Source organism: Mesorhizobium sp. 128a (assembly GCF_053848025.1).
This window is the reverse complement of record NZ_JBSPKY010000001.1, coordinates 723620-741118: the sequence shown is the minus strand read 5'-3', so window position 1 is coordinate 741118 and position 17499 is coordinate 723620. Positions and strand designations below refer to the sequence as shown.

Annotated in this window: 16 protein-coding genes; 8 read left to right on the top strand and 8 right to left on the bottom strand. The window is 62.7% G+C overall.

From position 1 onward, the window contains the following. Positions 1–47: 47 nt before the first annotated feature. From ACWTU9_RS03390 to phnN, 3 genes are read left to right on the top strand one after another with little or no spacing between them, the layout of a single operon-like run. A complete protein-coding gene (locus ACWTU9_RS03390) occupies positions 48–755 on the top strand; it encodes a DUF1045 domain-containing protein (RefSeq protein WP_455857075.1) in 708 nt (235 codons plus the stop codon). 27 nt (positions 756–782) lie between these two features. After that, a complete protein-coding gene (locus ACWTU9_RS03385) occupies positions 783–1922 on the top strand; it encodes an alpha-D-ribose 1-methylphosphonate 5-triphosphate diphosphatase (RefSeq protein ID WP_455857074.1) in 1140 nt (379 codons plus the stop codon). Next, positions 1919–2548 carry a phosphonate metabolism protein/1,5-bisphosphokinase (PRPP-forming) PhnN gene (gene phnN, locus ACWTU9_RS03380; RefSeq protein WP_455857073.1) on the top strand — a complete coding sequence of 210 codons (630 nt, stop codon included), beginning with the start codon at positions 1919–1921 and terminating at the stop codon, positions 2546–2548. Before ACWTU9_RS03385 ends, phnN begins: the two co-directional genes overlap by 4 nt. Before the next feature lie 2 nt (positions 2549–2550). Here phnN and ACWTU9_RS03375 read toward each other — a convergent pair whose 3' ends face one another. The 3 genes from ACWTU9_RS03375 to ACWTU9_RS03365 form a co-directional block, all read right to left on the bottom strand. Beyond that, positions 2551–3540 carry an ABC transporter permease gene (locus ACWTU9_RS03375; RefSeq protein WP_455857072.1) on the bottom strand — a complete coding sequence of 330 codons (990 nt, stop codon included), beginning with the start codon at positions 3538–3540 and terminating at the stop codon, positions 2551–2553. Between the two features lie 40 nt (positions 3541–3580). Further along, on the bottom strand, positions 3581–5119 hold the full coding sequence (locus tag ACWTU9_RS03370; RefSeq protein WP_455857130.1) for a sugar ABC transporter ATP-binding protein: 1539 nt from the start codon (positions 5117–5119) through the stop codon (positions 3581–3583). A 122-nt stretch (positions 5120–5241) separates the two neighbouring features. Further along, positions 5242–6204, bottom strand: a complete 963-nt coding sequence (locus ACWTU9_RS03365; RefSeq protein ID WP_454575316.1) for a sugar-binding protein — start codon at positions 6202–6204, stop codon at positions 5242–5244. A 587-nt stretch (positions 6205–6791) separates the two neighbouring features. Here ACWTU9_RS03365 and ACWTU9_RS03360 point away from each other — a divergent pair. Continuing rightward, positions 6792–7907, top strand: a complete 1116-nt coding sequence (locus ACWTU9_RS03360; protein WP_455857071.1) for a LacI family DNA-binding transcriptional regulator — start codon at positions 6792–6794, stop codon at positions 7905–7907. 73 nt (positions 7908–7980) lie between these two features. Here the strand turns inward: ACWTU9_RS03360 and ACWTU9_RS03355 are convergent, their stop codons facing one another. The 3 genes from ACWTU9_RS03355 to ACWTU9_RS03345 form a co-directional block, all read right to left on the bottom strand. Beyond that, the gene (locus tag ACWTU9_RS03355; protein ID WP_455857070.1) at positions 7981–8304 is read right to left on the bottom strand and encodes a twin-arginine translocation signal domain-containing protein; all 324 of its coding nucleotides are present in this window, start codon (positions 8302–8304) and stop codon (positions 7981–7983) included. Between the two features lie 196 nt (positions 8305–8500). Beyond that, positions 8501–9619 carry a DUF1501 domain-containing protein gene (locus tag ACWTU9_RS03350; protein ID WP_455857069.1) on the bottom strand — a complete coding sequence of 373 codons (1119 nt, stop codon included), beginning with the start codon at positions 9617–9619 and terminating at the stop codon, positions 8501–8503. Continuing rightward, entirely contained in the window at positions 9610–10965 is a 1356-nt protein-coding gene (locus tag ACWTU9_RS03345) for a S8 family serine peptidase (protein ID WP_455857068.1), read from the bottom strand. The genes ACWTU9_RS03350 and ACWTU9_RS03345 overlap by 10 nt, the downstream gene beginning before the upstream one ends. Before the next feature lie 341 nt (positions 10966–11306). Between ACWTU9_RS03345 and ACWTU9_RS03340 the strand changes: the two genes are divergently transcribed. Next, positions 11307–11726 carry a hypothetical protein gene (locus tag ACWTU9_RS03340; protein ID WP_455857067.1) on the top strand — a complete coding sequence of 140 codons (420 nt, stop codon included), beginning with the start codon at positions 11307–11309 and terminating at the stop codon, positions 11724–11726. A 12-nt stretch (positions 11727–11738) separates the two neighbouring features. Here the strand turns inward: ACWTU9_RS03340 and ACWTU9_RS03335 are convergent, their stop codons facing one another. Beyond that, positions 11739–13490 (bottom strand): adenylate/guanylate cyclase domain-containing protein, encoded by a 1752-nt coding sequence (locus ACWTU9_RS03335; protein ID WP_455857066.1) that lies wholly within the window; start codon positions 13488–13490, stop codon positions 11739–11741. A gap of 132 nt (positions 13491–13622) precedes the next feature. Between ACWTU9_RS03335 and ACWTU9_RS03330 the strand changes: the two genes are divergently transcribed. Next, positions 13623–14861, top strand: a complete 1239-nt coding sequence (locus ACWTU9_RS03330) for a YcaO-like family protein (protein WP_455857065.1) — start codon at positions 13623–13625, stop codon at positions 14859–14861. Between the two features lie 103 nt (positions 14862–14964). Here the strand turns inward: ACWTU9_RS03330 and ACWTU9_RS03325 are convergent, their stop codons facing one another. Continuing rightward, complete coding sequence (locus tag ACWTU9_RS03325; RefSeq protein WP_455857064.1) at positions 14965–15876, bottom strand: LysR substrate-binding domain-containing protein; 912 nt, start codon at positions 15874–15876, stop codon at positions 14965–14967. 90 nt (positions 15877–15966) lie between these two features. On the opposite strand from ACWTU9_RS03325, the gene ACWTU9_RS03320 reads away from it, so the two are divergent. Both ACWTU9_RS03320 and ACWTU9_RS03315 read left to right on the top strand, forming a co-directional pair. Then, positions 15967–16677 (top strand): haloacid dehalogenase type II, encoded by a 711-nt coding sequence (locus tag ACWTU9_RS03320; protein WP_455857063.1) that lies wholly within the window; start codon positions 15967–15969, stop codon positions 16675–16677. A gap of 450 nt (positions 16678–17127) precedes the next feature. Then, complete coding sequence (locus ACWTU9_RS03315; protein ID WP_455857062.1) at positions 17128–17409, top strand: hypothetical protein; 282 nt, start codon at positions 17128–17130, stop codon at positions 17407–17409. Positions 17410–17499 lie beyond the last annotated feature (90 nt).

Sequence of the window (17499 nt, the reverse complement as noted above, 5' to 3'; positions counted from 1 at the left end):
GCCGCATCCAGCCCTCTAGAGGCGGCGCGCTTTAACGAGGATTTTCGATGCGCTATGCCATTTATTTCACCCCAAGGCAGGACGAACCGCTGGCGCGGCTCGCCGCCAACTGGCTGGGACGTGACCCTTTCGGTGCCCCCACAAGGCCGGTCGAGGCGGTGGCCGACCTGTCGGCGGCCGAAGTCGCGTTTCATACCGCATCGGCGCGGCGTTATGGTTTTCATGCGACGCTGAAAGCCCCCTTCCGGCTGGCCGCCAACGAAACGGAAACCTCGCTGCGCGCCGCGCTTGACGCCTTTGCCGAAGCAACGCCAACCGTCACCATCCCGCGCCTAATCGTCAGCCAGATCGATGGCTTCTTTGCCTTGGTGCCGGAAAGCCCGCTACCGCCGCTCAACCGTTTCGCCGATGACGTCGTGCTCGGCTTCGACCGTTTTCGCGCGCCGCTCACCGAGGCGGAAATCGAAAGGCGCAGCCCGGATTCGCTTAAACCCGCCGAGTTCCGCAATCTCTGCCAGTGGGGCTACCCCTATGTCTTCGAGACCTTTCGCTTCCACATGACGCTGTCCGGCCGGGCCGGGCCACAGGAAAGCCAACGTCTGCGTGCAGCAATCGACAGCCTGTTCGCAGAGGTGCTGCAGCAGCCGGTGCTGGTGGATGCGCTGACGCTGTTTGTCGAAACCGAACCGGGCGCCCCGTTCATGGTGCTCTCCCATCATGCGCTCGGGCGCCGCCCGGCCAGAAAAACCGCTTGACCGCCCCACCCTCAAGGACTGCCTGAAATGACCGCCGAAACTGTTCTATCAAATGCCCGCATCGTGCTTGCCGACGAGATCGTCGAGGGTTCGCTGGTGCTGCGCGACGGGCTTGTCGCCGGCATCGACGCCGGGACAAGCCGAACCGGCGAAGATATGGGCGGCGACTATATCATCCCCGGCCTGGTCGAACTCCACACCGACCATCTCGAAGGTCACTATGCGCCGCGGCCGAAAGTGCGCTGGAATCCGATCGCCGCCGTGCTCGCCCATGACGCGCAGGTGGCCACCGCAGGGATCACCACCGTGCTCGACGCCTTGCGCATCGGCATGGACGAGGACGCCGACCTCACCTCCGACGACATCCGCAAGCTGGCTGACGCCATCGAGGACAGCGTGCGTGAGGATCGCCTGCGGGCCGATCATTTCCTGCATCTGCGCTGCGAGGTCTCGGCGCCGGATTGCCTCGCCGCCTTCGCCAATTTCGATGGCGACGAGCGGGTCAGGCTGGCCTCGCTGATGGATCATGCGCCCGGCCAGCGCCAGTTCGTCAACCTCGAAACCTACGCCTATTACTATCAGCGCAAGCTGAAGCTGACCGATCGCGATTTCAAGCTGTTCTGCGAAAAGCGGATGGCGGACTCGGCACAGAATTCGGGGCCGAACCGGGTGGCGATATCAGCCGCGTGCAACGAGCGCGGCATTGTGCTGGCAAGCCATGACGACGCCACATCAGGCCATGTCGATGAGGCGATTGAGCAAGGCGTGCGCGTCGCAGAGTTCCCGACCACGCTGGAAGCCGCCAAAGCGTCGAAGGAGGCCGGGCTCGGCGTGCTGATGGGCGCCCCCAACGTCATGCGCGGCGCCTCGCACTCGGGCAATGTCTCGGCTCGCACGCTGGCCGGCGACGGTCTGCTTGATATCCTGTCGTCAGACTACATTCCGTTCAGCCTGATCCAGTCGGCTTTCTTCCTCGGCGACGTCGTCGAAGGCATTTCCCTGCCGCAGGCGGTCGCCATGGTGTCGAAGAACCCGGCCGAGGCTATCGGCCTCAGCGACCGCGGCGTCATTGAACAAGGCCGACGCGCCGACCTCGTGCGCGTGCGCGTCGATGACCATGTGCCGGTTGTGCGCACCGTCTGGCGCCAGGGCCGCCGGGTAGCATGATGGTTTCGGCCTCGATCGAACGCGAACTCGCCAGCGAGGCCTTTCCGGTCCGCAACGGCGTCTTTGTCGCCGTCGTCGGCCCGAGCGGCGCCGGCAAGGATACGGTGATCGGCTACGCCAGGTCGCTGTTTGCAGATGAGACAAGGCTGGAGTTCATACGTCGGGTCATCACCAGGCCGAGCGACGCCGCAAGCGAGGATCACGACACGCTGGCAGACGCCGCCTTTGTCGAGGCCGAGGCTGACGGCGCTTTCGCCATTTCCTGGGAGGCGCATGGCCTGCGCTATGGGATCCCGGCCGATGTCGACTGGTCGATCGCCAATGGCCATGTCGCGGTCGCCAATGTCTCGCGCGCGGTCATTCCGGTGCTGCGGGAGCGCTATGCCAATCTGGCTGTGGTCGAGATCACCGCCTCGCCGGAAATCCTCGCCGAACGGCTCGCCAAGCGCGGCCGCGAATCGCGCGGCGAAGTGCTGGCTCGCCTCGCGCGCAGCGCCAATGTCGCTTTGTCAGGACCCGGCGTCACCTCGATCGACAATGGCGGCCCGCGCGAAGCTGCCGGCGAGCGCTTCGCCGAGGTGCTGCGCAAGGCGATGGCCTTCTCCGACATGTCGGGCGTGATTTAGCGCTATTCCGCTGCCACGGCGCCCTTGCGGGCGGCATCGACCATGCGCCGCCTTGCCCGGAACACGCCCCATTGCTGGTCGACCAGCACGCCGATCAGGATGACGCCGCCCATCACCGCGAAGTTGAGCGAGGAGGGGATGCCGAGCAGGTTGACCAGGTTCTGCAACTCCTGCAACAGCACGGTGCCGAGGATGACGCCGACCAGCGAGCCTTCGCCGCCGCGCAGCGAGAAGCCGCCGAGCACGGCCGCCGCAATGGCGTAGAGTTCGTAGAACTGGCCATGGCTGGCCGGCGAGATCGAGCGCGTATACATGGCGAAATAGATCGCCGACAGCGCCGTGAGCACGCCGCAGATGACATAGGCGGCCATGACGACGCGGCCGGTGCGAATGCCGGAATATTTCGCCGCCTCCTCATTCTTGCCGATGGCGTAGAGATAGCGTCCGAACACCGAACGGTGCAGTACCACCCACATGACGATGGAAATCACGATCAGCGCGATGAAGCTGTTCGGCACGCCCCATGACCGGCCCGCGGTGAGGAATTCCAGCTCCGGAAAATTCTGCCCGAAGCCGAAGCCCGCGGTGCCATCGGCGGTGTAGAAGCGCGCCACGCCGCGATAGATCAGCAGGCCGCAGAGCGTCACCACGAAGGGCTGCAATTTGAGCCGGGTGATCAGCCAGCCATGCACAAGCCCGATAATGCCGCCGAGCACCAGGATCAGCGGCAGCGCAATCGGCCATCCCAAACCGCGCACGGCGATGAAGTCGATGAACAGCGTACCGAGCAGCGCAACCACCGAGCCGACCGACAATTCGATGCCGCCGGTGATGATCACGAAGGCCTGGCCGATCGAGAGAATCCCGAACAGGCCGATCAGGTTCGAGGTGTTGGCAAGATTGATCGGCAGCAGGAAACGCGGATTGATGAGCGCAACGATGGCACCGACCACCAGGATCAGGATCAGCAGGCCGAGATCTTTTTTGCTCATCGTCTTCTCCCCATGCCGGAACGGCAATGCCAAAATCCGGCTAGTTTGCCGGCTTGCCGACCGCCAGCAACAGCACGTTTTCCTGGCTGAATTGATCCTTGTCGAGAATGCCCGAGATCTGGCCCTCATGCATGACGGCGATGCGGTCGGACACGCCGATCACCTCTTCCATGTCGCTGGAGATCATCAGCACGGCGACGCCGGCATCGGCCAGCGCCCGCATCAGCCCATAGATTTCGGCCTTGGCGCCGATGTCGATGCCGCGCGTCGGCTCGTCTAGGATCATCACTTTAGGGTTCATGGCCAGCCATTTGCCCAGCACCACCTTCTGCTGGTTGCCGCCCGACAGCGAGCCGGTGCGCGTCTGCACCGACGGCGCCTTGATTCCGAGATTGCTCTTCTGCTTCTCGGCGGTGACGGTCTCGGCATTCGCCGACACCAGCTGGCGCTTCGCATGTGCCGGCAGGTTGGGCAGCGAAATGTTCTGCGCGATCGACAAATCGAGCAGGATGCCGGTCAGCTTGCGGTCTTCCGGCACAAGAAATATGCCGTGCGCGACCGCATCGGCGGCCGAGCCCAGCACGAGCGGCTTGCCGTTGAGTTCGAGCGCGCCGCCAAGCGTGCTGTCGATGCCGAAGAACACCCGCGCCAGTTCGGTGCGGCCGGAGCCGACAAGACCGGCAAGGCCGAGGATTTCGCCACGCCTGACGTCGAGGTCGACCGGCCGGGCAGGGTAGGCGGGAGTGCGAACAGCTTTGGCCGAGAGTGCGGTCGCGCCCGGTGCCCGCGCCGCTTCGGAGGCTTTCTCGCGCTCCTTCAACATGCGGCCGATCATCAGCTTGACCATCTGGTCATGGTTGATGGCGCTCTTCGGCAAGGTGCCGGCCAGCATGCCGTCGCGCAGCACGACGACGCGGTCGGCGACACGCTCGATCTCGTGCAGGCGGTGCGAAATGAAGATGACGCTGATGCCGTCAGCCTTCAGCGCCTTGATGACGTCGAGCAGCTTGTCGGTTTCGGCGATCGGCAAGCTCGATGTCGGCTCGTCGAGGATGACCAGCCGCGCCTTGATCGACAGCGCCTTGGCGATCTCGACCATCTGCTGCTGCGCCAGCGATAGCGCCGAGACCGGCGTGTCGGCGGAGAAATTGGCGCCGACGCGCTTCAACAATGGCGCCACCATATCGCGCAGCCTGGCGCGGTCGACCAGTCTCAGCGGCCCGCCGCGCAACGGTTCGCGGCCGAAGAAGATATTGGCGGCGACGTCGAGGTTTTCGAACAGATTGAGTTCCTGGTGCACGAATGCGATGCCCGACCCCAGGCTGCCTTCGACGGTTAGCCCGTCATGCGCAACGCCGTCGACGGCAATGGTGCCGCTGTCCGGCCTGGTGACGCCGCCGAGGATCTTCATCAGGGTCGATTTGCCGGCGCCGTTTTCGCCGACGAGGCCAATCACCTCGCCCGGCCTGACCTCCATGGAAAAACCATCCAGCGCAACCACGCCCGGATAGGTCTTGCGCACGTTCTCGAGGCCGAGGAACGGGGTAGTCGCTGCAATGGATGTGTCGGAATAGTTCATCAAGCCTGACAGCAGCCGCTGGGCCAAAACGGCCCCTTCAGCAGACTGACGGGCCTGACAGGGCCCGTCAATATGATCGCCGGCTCAAGGCGAACCCTGAGCCGGCATAACTGCTCGTGGTCTCAGCCTCCGGACATCGCCTTCAGATTGGCGGCATAGGTGTCGACATCGTCCTTGCCGATGATCTTGGTCGGGATGATGATCAGGCCACCCTCCGGAATGCCCGACTTGTCGCCCTTGAGATAGGCGGCCATCAGCTTCATGCCCTGATAGGCCCATTCGAAGGGCTGCTGCACGACGGTCGCGGCAACGGTGCCTTCCTTGACGCCGCCCAGCGTGATCGGATCGTCGTCGAAGCCGACGACGGTGATCGAGCCGAGCTTGCCGGCGTCGCGCAGCGCTTCATAGATGCGCGGCGTGTTGTAGGAATAGAAGCCGACCATGCAGGTGATGTCGGGGCTGGCGACCAGCGCGTCCTCGACATTCTTCTTGGCGCGCGCCTGGTCGATATCGTCGCCGCGCACGTCGACCAGCTCGATCTTGCTGCCGGCGAGCCCGTCCTTCATGCCCTGGATGCGTTCCTTGGCATTGTCGGCGCCGAGCAGGCCGACGAAGCCGAGGCACTTGCCGCCGTCCGGCATCGCCTTCTTGGCGATCTCGGCCGCCTGCTTGCCGGCATCGACATTGGACGAGCCGATATAGGCGACGCGCTTGGTCTGCGGGGCGTCGCTGTCGGTGGTGAACAGCGCCGTCTCAGAGGCGATCTTGTTCAGGCCGTCGGTCGAGGTCTTGGGGTCGACGGCCGAAACCATGATTCCCTTGACGCCGGCCGTCACCAGATCGTCCATCAGCCGCTGCTGGATGGCGACCGAGGACTGCTCGGGATATTTGAGCTCAAGATTGTAGTCTGGCAGTTCGGCCTGCGCCTTCTTGACGCCGGCCTCGGCCGCCTTCCAGAAGTCGGAAGCGCCGTTGACCACGAAGGCCAGCGTCGGCTTGTCGTCGGCGCGCGCGATCGCCGTCACTGTCAGGCCAAGCAGCAGTGCTGCGGTGGCAACGGATGCATGTCGTATCAAGGAATTCATGTTCAACCTCCCATTTTGGTTCAGTCGTCGGACTGAACGTTCTTGCCTTCACCTGAATTTGCCGCTTGCGGCTTGGACGCCCTCCTCCTCAGGGGTTCCCGGCACTCAAAAAGAATGGCGTCGTTCCAGTCACGATGCGGACTTTAGAGACTCATCTCGCGCTCGTAAATAGTCCGATTTGTCTGACATATCATATATCCGAGACAAAGCTTGCGGAGACAAATCCCGCTCGCCATCAGGCTGCTCACAGCACTTTCTGCCGCGCCGCCCATAACCGGAGCCGGGCGCGACGGATTGACGTTACAGCGCATTTTTGTATTAGTAAACAGTATTAGTAGAAGGCCTCGAGCCAACGCTCGACGGGGCCATGAGGCTCTTTCCGAACGCGTTCCGCATCGGCTGCATCCCAGGTGGATGCCTTGCAGTCTATAAGGTTCAAGAGCGCGGAGTCGCATGGTGGAGGAACTTCAAACCTGATAATAAACATAAACGCCTTCGACAATTTTCATTAATCGACGGCGCCACGCCATCTTGTCGGCCTGACAGGCTGCCGCTAGAGAGGCGAGGGATTAGGGACAAAAAATGCCATGAGCGAGACGAAGGATCCGGAGGACACCGATACGGCGCGGCGGCGCAAAGCGCCGGCGAAGGGCGCCAAGGTCGGACGCGTCACCATGACGGATATTGCCAGGGCCGCCGGCTGCTCGCAGGCGACCGTCTCTTTCGTTCTTAACAACTCGCCGGGGATCAGGCTATCGCAGCAGACGCGCGAGCGGGTGATCGATGCCGCACGGGCGCTCGGCTACGCCGCCCCCGCCTTCTCGGCGCTGCGCAAGCCGGTTCCCGCCTTCGAGGGGCTTGATGGGGTCATCGGCTTCGCCGTCGATCAGCTGGCCACCAGTCCGGAAGCCGTCGTCGCCATCGAGGGAGCGCGCCAGGCGTCGTGGAACGCCGGCAATGTGTTGCTTGTGGCGCAGACCATGGGCGACGCCGTGATGGAGCCACGCGCCATTGCCGCACTCAGCAAGCGCGGCATCTCGGCGCTTATCTACATGACCATCTTCACCCGCGAGATCACGGTGCCGGACTTCCTCTACGGCCTGGACATCCCGGTGATCCTGCTCAACTGCTACACGTCCGACTATGCCTTCCCGGCCGTGGTGCCTTCCGAGATTGCCGGCGGCCAGAGCTCGACCCGGCATCTGATCGGCCATGGCCACCGCCGCATCGCCACCATCACCGGCGAGCCATGGATGCAGGCCGCGCAGGACCGGCTGAAAGGCTATCGCAGGGCGCTCGCCACCGCCGACATCCCGTTCGATCCGGAGCTGGTGGTCGAAGGCGACTGGTCGGCCAGCGCCGGCTATGCCGCGACCGTCAAGCTTTTGGCGCTGAAAGATCGCCCGACCGCCATCTTCTGCCAGAATGACCGCACCGCCATCGGTTGTTACGAGGCGCTGAAGGAGGCGGGGCTGCACATACCGCAGGACATTTCGGTTGTCGGCTATGACGACGAGGAGATCGCCCGGCATCTGTTTCCGCCGCTGACGACATCGATCCTGCCGCACATGGCGATGGGCCAATGGGCGATCGAGCAGCTCGAAGTTCCGCCGCCCCCCGGCCGTGGCCGCTATCCCATCACCAAGCTGGAGTGCCCGCTGGTCGAGCGCGACTCGGTGGCGGCGGTGGCGGGGCAAGCCTGAACGGCCCATCCCGAAGCAAATCGGGATGGTATTTGCGCCTCAGGGCAGGACTATTCCAAACCCCAAGCTGCGGCTAGAACCGCAAGATGACATAGGAGCGCCTGCGATAGCAGCGCCGGTGCAGCCGGCCGTACCGCCAGAACGTGCGGCAGTGCCGCCTCCAGACGCGCCGCCTGTGATGGCGACGATGGTGCCATCGCCGATGGTAGATCTGCTCGACATCGCCCGGGCCTTCGTCGTCATCGAAAGCACCGGCATCCTGCTTGTCGAGCTCATCGAGAATGCCGTTGCCGAGATTGGGAACCCCGGCCATGGCCTCGAGAGGCCGAACCGTAGTAGCAAGCGCCGCGGCCCCCGCAACGCCGAACAATGCTGTCAAGAATGATCGCCGATCCATCAAAACCTCCATCAGCAAGACCTAACGAAATGGAGATAGCGCGGCGGATTGAAAAGGCCAGTGGGTAAGTACCAGCAAGGTGCAAGGTATCTTAAGGAAGTCTTAGTCTGTCATCTGGCCAACCTGGAAAGGATGGTCGTCAACAAGGGAGCGTATGCCAGATGTTGGCGCCGCTACGCGTTCTGCCAAGCGTGCGTCAAGTCCGAAGCAAGCCTTTAATTGCTTGAAGACCCGATGTGCTTGGAGCGACCATCGCAATTGCCTGGCTGGAGAGTCCAAGATGGTCCTTCAACACCGCGTTGACGATCGAGCGGACATCGGTCGTGACCGCTAGGTCGGTCCCCTCGCGGAGCTGATCTGCCGCCAATCCGGGCCAGTGACCCGCAATCCGCCCCCCGGCTATCGCACCACCCATCAAGAACGCCACGCTGGCACTGCCATGGTCGGTGCCGCCTTGTTCGTTGAAGTGGATGGAGCGCCCGAATTCCGTAATGCCGAGCACAACGGTTTGACGCCAGATTGCGGCTGCCGCTTCCGAGAACGCAAAGATACCACGCGCCAATGTCCCAAGGGTCGCCGAAAGACGCTCTCCCTGAGCAACATGGGTATCCAGGCCGTCCAACTGCAGCAGGGCCACGCGCGGACCGTCGGGCCTGGACAGCGCCTGCGCCGCGGAGGTCGCCGCCGCGGCAAAGCTGGCCGCACTCAGCGAATGTCGCCGCGCAAGCAACGTCTGCACCGCGTCTCCGGGTGAACCACACGCCTCACCAAGGCAAAGGCGAGCGATATCAAGGCCCGGATTGGCCAACACAAGATCGAAAAGCACATCATTTTGCAGGCCGGCCGGCGCTGCACGCCAGATTGTTTGCCGTCCCTGCGACAGCACCGAAGCGGCTCTCCCTGGCCAGCCAAAATCGCCGCTGTCGACATCGCCGTCGAACAAGACCCTCTGCGCGGCGCCATGCGATTTCCCGGTACCCGGGATGCCCGTTGCGGGCAGGACCAGTAATTCGCCGGCTAAATAGTACGGGGCAAGAGGTTCCAGCGCCGGATGAAGCGCAAACAGCGGATCAAGCTTCACACCGAATGCGTCGTCGGGGTCGCCAGGTTCTTTCGCCCTGCCTCGCGCCCGCCGTAAATCCGGATCACCATGGGGCGGCAGCGCGGCCAGCGCATCAAGTCCACCCCTGAGATGAACGACCAGCAGCCGCGGCTGGCTGTCGCCCGCAAAAACCGCCGAAGCGCGCGCTGCGCGCGTTGCAAACAGCGAGGTAAGACCCAAACACTGGAGGGCCGCACGGCGCGTCAATTGCATGTCGGATAATCCGGATTACTGACGACGTCCGGCGTTCCGGCCGTCGAATACCCAAGCTGATCGGCATCTGGGATCACGCCCTTTTTGACCTGGGCTTTCGGCAAACTCGCAGTGGTCCGAGCCAGCAGTCCTGCCAGAACGGGAGCGGCAAGGGATGTCCCCGAACAGATATTCTGTCTTAACTTGTTGTTTGTGCTCCGCCAAAGCACCCGGACGTCAACGCCGGGCTCGGACATGGCCGCGCCAAAAGAGCCACCATTCCAAAGCTCATCACACCAATTGCCTGAAACGGTGCTGCACGCGCCAGTGCCGGTGGTGCCGGTCGGGACATAAGTGCTGTCGGATGCCGAGACACTTTGGATGAAGCCTTGCGTCGGGTTTGGAGACAAATATTCCGACGCATTCGCCGGGAAAAAAGACTGTACCCACGACGCCTCGTCGCCTTCCCGCGCATTGCCCGCCGCAATCACAATGCGGACTTGCTTGTTTGCGATCTCAAACAGCAGCTTGTCCATCTGACCAAGCAGGTCCAATTGGCCACCCTTCCTCGCGGTCTCCAAGAACTGCGCGCCCCAGCTGATGTTCAGGATCTGCCCGGCGGACGCATGTTCACTGACATATTGCAGGGCGGCAAGCGGCGGTCCGAAGATCTTCGACTTGTTGCTCTCAAATGCCTTGACAATCTTGAGCGGCACTCCGGGACTGACGCCAACGATGCCAAGGTATTGATTTCCGGTTGTTCCGCTTTTCACACGCATTCCGCCAATGATGCCTGCGACCATCGTGCCGTGACCTTGATGGTCTGGCACGCCGATGCTCGTGCTGCATGGAGTGGCCATACAGTTGATCCGTTCCGAAATGTTAAGAAGCCCTTTTGCGACGACGTCGTCATCGACACCGCTATCGATGACCCAGACCGCGGATCCCTCGGGCTGAGGAGTGGGCGACCCGATTACTCTGCAAACGCTCGGCGGCACGAGCTTGTCACCCGTCACAGGCGCTAGCGGGCTGAGTCCTTCGCAACCGCCATCCGCGAACAGGCTTACTTCCAGTGAGTCCGGTTCCTGATACCCCTCAGATAGAAGCTTGCCCGCTTCCTCGTCGGTAAAGCTTCCGGTGACCAGGCTAAATCCCAGGTCCGGCATGTCGACAGCCTGCAGGGCGGCCCCCGACGGATTGATCTTCTTCAGGTCGGCGATATCCGATCCAAACCTGTCCTTGTCCGCAAGTGGCGCGATGAATGTGTGTTGCGTTACTTGCGGCTCGCTGGGGGCTTCGTCCGCGTACACGATCGTGGCCGCGGAAAGGTTGGCGGCGAGAAAAGTCACAAGCCAGGCGAACCTCATGGATCCCCACCGTCTGCTGGTCGACTGACTGGCAGCATGCTCCCAATACCTCTGTCTGTCCACGGTAAAGCATTGGACGTAAACCGCTTGAGGCTCTTCTTGCAGCCAAAGAAAAAGCGGCCTAGGTTGTTCTCGCACGCCTCAAAGCGCGGGGAGCGACGCTTGTGCCCAAGGTGAAACTCAAGCAAGGCCGACAGGCTCAGGAGATTGGCGCGTCGCTCGTGGGGGCTTGGCTGAAGGCTTTGCCGCCCGCGTTCACGGCGACTATATCAGCGGCTATATCAACAGTGACTTCGACCGGTCGTTCCTTGAGTATAACCGTCGACATACCGAACGCATTCATGCCCAATGACGTCATAGCTCTGCGCACTAAAGACAAGACTGGTGGCCTTCGAAGTGTGAGGGTAGGGCAGATCACCACGGGCACTGCGGGAAAAACCTTTAGCGTTGTTGATCTTGGCGGTCTTGATATCGACTACCAAGGCAAAAGTTTGCTGAATGGCGTAGTGTCGAAGGTAAAGGACCTGAATGATGCGTCTCTTCTCGGCGAACTTAAGATTGTGCTGGAGCAGATCGTCGACGCGAAAGTGACAGTGGTGTGCGATCCCCCAACGGAGCTGACTGTGGTCCTGCCAGCTCTGCCGGAAGGCGTCGTCACGCGAGCGGACCTGCTGGACTACCTGGGGAAGTACCACAACAACGCACAGGGTCGGCACTATCATGAAGAGCTTGCGTCCGCGGTCCTTTTCGGCTGCCGATAGCAAACGTCGATATCAGTTCGGCAGCCCTGCGGCGAGCAGCCCCTTGAACAGCGTGGCCCGATCCTCCTCCAGGCGATAGGGTTCCTTGGCCACAAATCGACTGCTGGAAAAGCTGGGCGTACCCGCCAACACGCGAGCCGCATACAAGTTCGCATCGCTGTCCCGGCCAAGCGCCGAGCTCGAAGCGGCCATGTAGGCCGTAACCCATGTCGGCATAGTCGACGAACGGCTCAAAGCGACCAATGCCGGCTCGGGCCGGCCCGCAATGAAGTGGACGATGCCGCGAAACGGCCAATACCAGGATGGTTCGTAGAGGGGATCGAGCACCTGCGCCCGCTCGAACCATTGCATGGCGCGATCCGGTTCGCCGCAAAATGTGTAGAGGGTGCCGAGATAGGAAACCTGCTCGGGATCGTTCGGATTGAGGTAGAGGGCCCGTGCGTAGAGTTGCGCGGCGACGTCGAAGTCTCGCCGGTGCAGCAGCACCCAGCCGAGAATGTTGAGGCAAACCGGATCGTTGGCGGAGAGCGCCACCGCCTTCTTGGCAATTGCATGCGCCTCGTCGAGCAGGGCGTCGGAAGATCCCATGTCGCGAAACCATTCCAGCTGCTTGTAGTGAGCCAGCTTGGCATAGGCGCGCCCATAGGTCGGATCGAGGTCGATGGCGCGCTGATACCATTGCCTGGCTTCCGCTTCGGACGCGAGGTCGCCGAGCGGCAGGGCATTGCCGCGCAGCACGCACTCATAGGCCGCCAGGTTGGCCGGCGGCTTGCGCCGCGCCTTCTCGGCACCCGCTGCCTTGAGGCGCCCGATGACCGTGCCCACGATCTTGCGGACCAGCTCGTCCTGCACTTCGAATATGTCCTGATCGTCGCTGTCGTAGTGCTCGGCCCAAACGTCGCCGCCGGACGTGGCGTCAACCAGTTCGCATGAAAGGCGGATACGCTTCCCCATCCTCCGGATTCGCCCCGAAAGCTCGAAATCGAGCCCGATATCCAAGACCAGCTTCGGCAGTTCCACATCCTTGAGCCGCAACGAGGTATGATATGACGCGACGGAGAGCTGCGTGAACCGCGTCAGCTCGGTGATGACGTCTTCCGTGAACCCTTCGCTGAAATAGGGTTCCACGCCGCCGGTGCTGACGAATGGGCGGACCAGGATCGATGGCGTGTTCGAGCCCGAAGTCTCGGCGCCGACCCTCGGAGAAGGGCCTTCGGGTCTGTGAACAAGCGAGTAGACTGTCACGGGTCGGGGAATGTTCTTGAGCAGAAACTCGCCGCAATATTCGAAGGGCAGTTGCAGTCCTCCGCGGACCTCCTCATGCACTTTTGCCGAAAGGCAAATGCCTCCGGGGGCGGCGATCTGTTCAAGGCGTGCGGCTACGTTTACACCGTCGCCGAACACGTCTCCGTCCCCGTCGACGATAATATCGCCGAAATTTATGCCCATTCGAAGCAGCAGACCGGGCGACGATCGCTCGGGGCTTGCGAGATAGGCCTGGATAGCCACGCTACACCGGACCGCTTCGACCGCGCTGGGGAACTCCGCTACGACACCGTCGCCGGTGTTCTTTACAACGCGGCCGTCATGCCGATGAACGTAGCTTGGGACCTCGTCGTGCATCAGCTCCCGGACGCGGGTAAAGGTGCCTTCCTCGTCTTCCGCCATTTGTTGCGAATAGCCGACCACGTCGGCGACCACGATCGCAGTCAGGCGACGCTTCAGGGTGCCGTTGTTTGCGCTCAATCCAGGCTTTGGGGTCATCCATACCTCGGGTCGGACGTCCGAACGTACGTTAGCACATTTGCATGATGCTATCGCGCATGGCAGCGTGTAAACTGCCACACGAGAGCTTCCGACGCACGACAGGGCAAAATCCGTTCTGAAGCGCTCGCAATGCGAAAGATCCGCACATTCGAGGTCTGCGTGGGGTCAAGTCTTCTTTATGGCCCGGTGGTGATCTCGGACCCATTGCTCGGCTGTCCTCTCACCGTGGCGGCCGGCCGCGTTCGCGCCGCCAGGGATGGCGATGAGAGCACTTACTTCGTGTCTGGTTGGGGCCCGACAGTCGAGCAGGCGCTGCAAGGCTGCCTTTATGAGGCGGACGAGACCTACTTCGCCCACATCATTCCCGAGGGGCGAATTCTCCGGTCGTGTGCCGATGCGATCGAGGGGCGGGTCGTCGAGCCGCCCGGCATCCTTATTTTCAGCGAAGAGCAATATGACCGGCGAGAGGCCGGGAACCGACAGTCCCGCAACATGGTACCGGCCCGCTGGGACAGATCCGCGCCTGAAGACTGGATCCTGAGTGACGACAAGCTCGGCACGGAGCAAGCCTGGGTGCCCGCGGGCCTGTGTTTCCTCGGATATGATCCCGGTGGCAGGGAATCATCTTTGCCGGCTGCCGACTCGAACGGACTTGCGCTGGGCATCAACCCTGAGGACGCTGCGATGAGCGCACTTCTCGAGCTGATAGAGCGAGATGCGACCTCCATCTGGTGGTACAATCGACTTGTCCTGCCTCGAATAGATCCGAAGTCGATGGCAAGCGACACCGTATCGTCTTACGAGGATTGGCTTCGGCACCGAGGTCGCGAACTGCGGCTTCAGCGACTGACGTTGGATTTGGCGGTGCCGGTCGTTGCGGCAATCTCCAGCGACAGTTCCGGCCGGTGTCCGGCGATGGGGTTTGCGGCAGGCGCATCCTGGTCGGCGGCTGCCACAAGGGCAATTGGCGAGCTGGCTCAATGCGAGGCGAACCTTGCTCTGCTCTCCCGACAGGCGCAGCAACGGGGAACGACCGGCTTCACGCCCGGGGCGCGGCAGCTTTATCGCTGGCATCAAGAGACGGATCTTGGGCTGTGTCCATATTTGCAGGGTGGGACCGGCGGCCCTGCCTGCGTGGATGAATCCACACTTGACTACGCCTCATGCGTCAAACTCTGCCACGAACGAAACCTGGGGGTGTTCGCCGTCATCCTGATGCAGGATGAGCGGCGGTCCCTTGTCCGCATTTTCGCTCCGGGCTTGCGTTCGACCAAACCAAGGTTTGGTCCGGGCAGGCTCTATTCTGTCCCAGGCACTCTTGGCCTCAGGCCTGCGGGCTCAATAGGCCGAGACCCTTTCCCGTTCTAGCGCCGGAACCAGAGCTGCTGCAAAGCTCCAATTTGGGAGCACACCGAGGAGCATGCTCTACCGCTTCGGCTTCCGTCAAGCGGCCGTTCCGCAGAGGCGGCAGTTAGCGCAGGGCCGCGACCGGGCGCCGTGCTTCCTTCGGCTGGGCGACCGACCCATGCAGAATGCTGCCGATGTTTGCGACCAGAAACGCGGCCAGTTCGCGCGCCGGCGCATCCAACCGTTGCGAGGGCGCGATCAACGCCAGCTCCGACGGCGGCTGTTCGGCAAACCCGTCGGCGGCGCGCAGCAGGCGATGCTCGGGAAGCACCGCATCCACCGGCAGCAGGCTGATGCCCAGCCCCGACGCCACCGCCGCCTGCACGCCGATCAGCCCCTGGCTTGTATAGGCGATGCGCCACATCCGCCCCGTCGCCTCGATCGCGCGCGTCGCCCTCTGTCGGTAGATGCAGCCCTGCGGAAACATCGCCAGCGGCAACGGGTCGGCGTCGAGCGTGCCGGACGGGCCGGCCACCCAGGCCAGGGTCTCCGGCCAGCGCCCCAGGCAGTGAGCGTCGCCGGGCTCGCGCTTGATCAGCGCCAGATCGATCTCGCCATTGTCCAAAAGGCGCCGCAGCTCAAAACTCCAGCCGCTGACAGTGTCGAGCCGCAGGTGCGGCGAGGCCGTCGCAAATCCCGACAGCAGGTCGATCAGCCGCCGGCCGGCAAAGTCTTCCGGCACGCCGAGCCGCACCGTCTTCGGCGCCGCGGGGTGCCGCAGGGCGGCTTCCGCCTCCGCCGAGATCGACAGCAGCCGGCGTGCATAGCCGAGCAGCACTTCGCCCTCTTCGGTGAGCTGCACACCGCCCGGCGCGCGCTCGCGCACAAGCAGGCCGTGGCCGACGCTGGCCTCCAGCCGCTTGATCTGCTGGCTGATGGTCGACTGCGTCAGGTGGATGCGCTCGGCAGCGCGTGTGAAACCGCCGGTTTCGACCACGGCGACGAAGCTGCGCAACAGATCGAGATCCAGCTCCATCGAATTCCCACTTGACTCGACCGCAACATTTAATTTTCAAATGACTGAAATCGCTGCCACTGTCCAGCCAACTTTCCCTGAGGTATTCAAATGGCATTGAACGGGCCGCGCCCGACCTGGCTGACATTCGATTGCTACGGAACGCTGATCCAGTGGGACGAAGGCCTGATGGCGGCGATGGAAACGATCCTTGCGCGCAAGGGCCGCAAGATCGAAGCGAAAGACTTCATTCCCGTCTATGACCGGCACGAGCATGAGCTCGAGCACACCAGGCCGCATTTGTCCTTCGCCGACGTCACGGCAAAGGCGCTGCGGCTGGCGCTGCGTGAGTTCTCGCTGGAAGCGGCGGCCGATGATGCGGAGCTGCTGACCTCGTCGATCGGCAGGATGCCGCCTTTTCCCGAAGTCGTCGCAACGCTGCGCCGGCTAAAGGATGCCGGCTTCAGGCTGGCGATCATCTCCAACACCGATGACGCCATCATCGCCGGCAACGTCGCGCAGCTCGGCGGCGCCATCGACCAGGTCATCACCGCCGAACAGGCGCAGGCCTACAAGCCGTCGCGGCAGATATTCGAACATGCGTGGCGAACCCTTGGCGTGACCAGGGACCAGCTTGTGCACATCTGCGCCAGCCCACATCTCGACCTGACCGCCGCGCGCGATCTCGACTTTCGCGCCGTATGGGTCGACCGCGGCACAGGGCGCCGCCCACCGCCCGACTACCAGCCGGACGCGATCGCCCATGGGCTGGACGACGTGCCCGGGTTTTTCGACGCGGCAGGCTGGCTTCCGGCGCGCTAGACGTACGCGAAGCGCGCCACCTCCGAGGTGGCAGGCTGGGCCGCTGGGAGCCGCGATCCGGCCGACGCGGAAGCGGACCGCTTAGGGCGGTCGCCGCGCGAGGTTGGCTGTCGAACAACCTAAATAACGCACGACTGATTGCGCGTCAGGCACGTTAAACGCGTCTGGATGTATTCCTCAAGCTAAATTACAGCTACAAAGACGGGTGGGATACTGGCAGTTGCATTCGGTTCGGGGCGGAGACGTTGAATAGCTTTCATGAGCGGCCAATTCTGAATTCGCCTTACAGCGCGCCCGAATTGCACCACCCTCTCGACCAGAACGGCCAGCCTCTCGAAGGAGAGCCGAGACGCGGTCGTCGGCCTTCACGCTTTATCGATCGTCAACGCCCTTTTCGCCTATGATCAAAAGTCCAGGCTGGTAGTGCAGAGCGGGGCTAAGAAAGTCCGCGTGGGCAACTTCACGGCGGAGAACAACAACCAGGTTGCTGGGTCGAACCACGAAGTCGATCTCGGCGCCTCGCCCTTCGCTGACGTTAGGTTGCACGGCGCGAACGTCATTGGCGCCGCCGGTGTCAACGCCACCGGGCAGCGAGTCGTTAATGGCGTCACATCAAAGGAAGTCAGCCGCAACACCGGTTCGGCCGCAACCACGGCTATAACCACCCATGAAGACCTCATGACGTATTCGATCCCGGCGAGCACGCTGCTGCCGGGCAGAAGGTGCGGCTGACGGCTTTCGGGTACCGTGGCAGCCAACGCCAACACCAAAACAATGCGGTTGTGGTTTGGCGCAAACTCTGTCGTTGATTACGCCTCAACA

Excerpts from the sequence above, each read along its gene's own strand:
- ACWTU9_RS03390 (WP_455857075.1), top strand. The coding sequence starts at position 48 with ATGCGCTATGCCATTTATTTCACCCCAAGGCAGGACGAACCGCTGGCG.
- ACWTU9_RS03385 (WP_455857074.1), top strand. The coding sequence starts at position 783 with ATGACCGCCGAAACTGTTCTATCAAATGCCCGCATCGTGCTTGCCGAC.
- phnN (WP_455857073.1), top strand. The coding sequence starts at position 1,919 with ATGATGGTTTCGGCCTCGATCGAACGCGAACTCGCCAGCGAGGCCTTT.
- ACWTU9_RS03375 (WP_455857072.1), bottom strand. The coding sequence starts at position 3,540 with ATGAGCAAAAAAGATCTCGGCCTGCTGATCCTGATCCTGGTGGTCGGT.
- ACWTU9_RS03370 (WP_455857130.1), bottom strand. The coding sequence starts at position 5,119 with ATGAACTATTCCGACACATCCATTGCAGCGACTACCCCGTTCCTCGGC.
- ACWTU9_RS03365 (WP_454575316.1), bottom strand. The coding sequence starts at position 6,204 with ATGAATTCCTTGATACGACATGCATCCGTTGCCACCGCAGCACTGCTG.
- ACWTU9_RS03360 (WP_455857071.1), top strand. The coding sequence starts at position 6,792 with ATGAGCGAGACGAAGGATCCGGAGGACACCGATACGGCGCGGCGGCGC.
- ACWTU9_RS03355 (WP_455857070.1), bottom strand. The coding sequence starts at position 8,304 with ATGGATCGGCGATCATTCTTGACAGCATTGTTCGGCGTTGCGGGGGCC.
- ACWTU9_RS03350 (WP_455857069.1), bottom strand. The coding sequence starts at position 9,619 with ATGCAATTGACGCGCCGTGCGGCCCTCCAGTGTTTGGGTCTTACCTCG.
- ACWTU9_RS03345 (WP_455857068.1), bottom strand. The coding sequence starts at position 10,965 with ATGAGGTTCGCCTGGCTTGTGACTTTTCTCGCCGCCAACCTTTCCGCG.
- ACWTU9_RS03340 (WP_455857067.1), top strand. The coding sequence starts at position 11,307 with ATGCCCAATGACGTCATAGCTCTGCGCACTAAAGACAAGACTGGTGGC.
- ACWTU9_RS03335 (WP_455857066.1), bottom strand. The coding sequence starts at position 13,490 with ATGACCCCAAAGCCTGGATTGAGCGCAAACAACGGCACCCTGAAGCGT.
- ACWTU9_RS03330 (WP_455857065.1), top strand. The coding sequence starts at position 13,623 with ATGCGAAAGATCCGCACATTCGAGGTCTGCGTGGGGTCAAGTCTTCTT.
- ACWTU9_RS03325 (WP_455857064.1), bottom strand. The coding sequence starts at position 15,876 with ATGGAGCTGGATCTCGATCTGTTGCGCAGCTTCGTCGCCGTGGTCGAA.
- ACWTU9_RS03320 (WP_455857063.1), top strand. The coding sequence starts at position 15,967 with ATGGCATTGAACGGGCCGCGCCCGACCTGGCTGACATTCGATTGCTAC.